The organism is Psychrobacter sp. GW64-MNA-CIBAN-0177, assembly GCF_040309585.1.
GTDB classification, from domain to species: domain Bacteria; phylum Pseudomonadota; class Gammaproteobacteria; order Pseudomonadales; family Moraxellaceae; genus Psychrobacter; species Psychrobacter okhotskensis.
Genome location: NZ_JBEOOY010000462.1, coordinates 1 through 251, shown reverse-complemented (window position 1 = coordinate 251; position 251 = coordinate 1). Strand labels below are relative to the sequence as shown.

Here is a 251-nt window from a genome sequence, read left to right as displayed (position 1 = left end):
GCGTTTTCATTGCGTGATCAGCCGGCTTCGGGCGGTGCTTTGGCCCAATGATGGCATTGCCCGACGTTTAGTTGCGCCAGAACGCATCCTCACGCGGTACTTCGCTTGTACAAGCATCTTGGCGCCAGTACCATTACGGCTCTCTTTTTCCGGCAGGAGCGGTTGCATGATTGCGGGCAGTATGGTGGCACTGGTCACACCCATGGATGCACAAGGTCGTCTCGACTGGGACAGCCTGGGCAAACTGGTGG

General features: G+C 57.8%; 1 protein-coding gene. It reads left to right on the top strand.

The window, feature by feature from the left end; all coding sequences use genetic code 11:
- Nucleotides 1-251 (top strand): hypothetical protein (locus AAEY79_RS15855; RefSeq protein ID WP_352289611.1); only part of this gene is annotated, 251 nt, incomplete at both ends.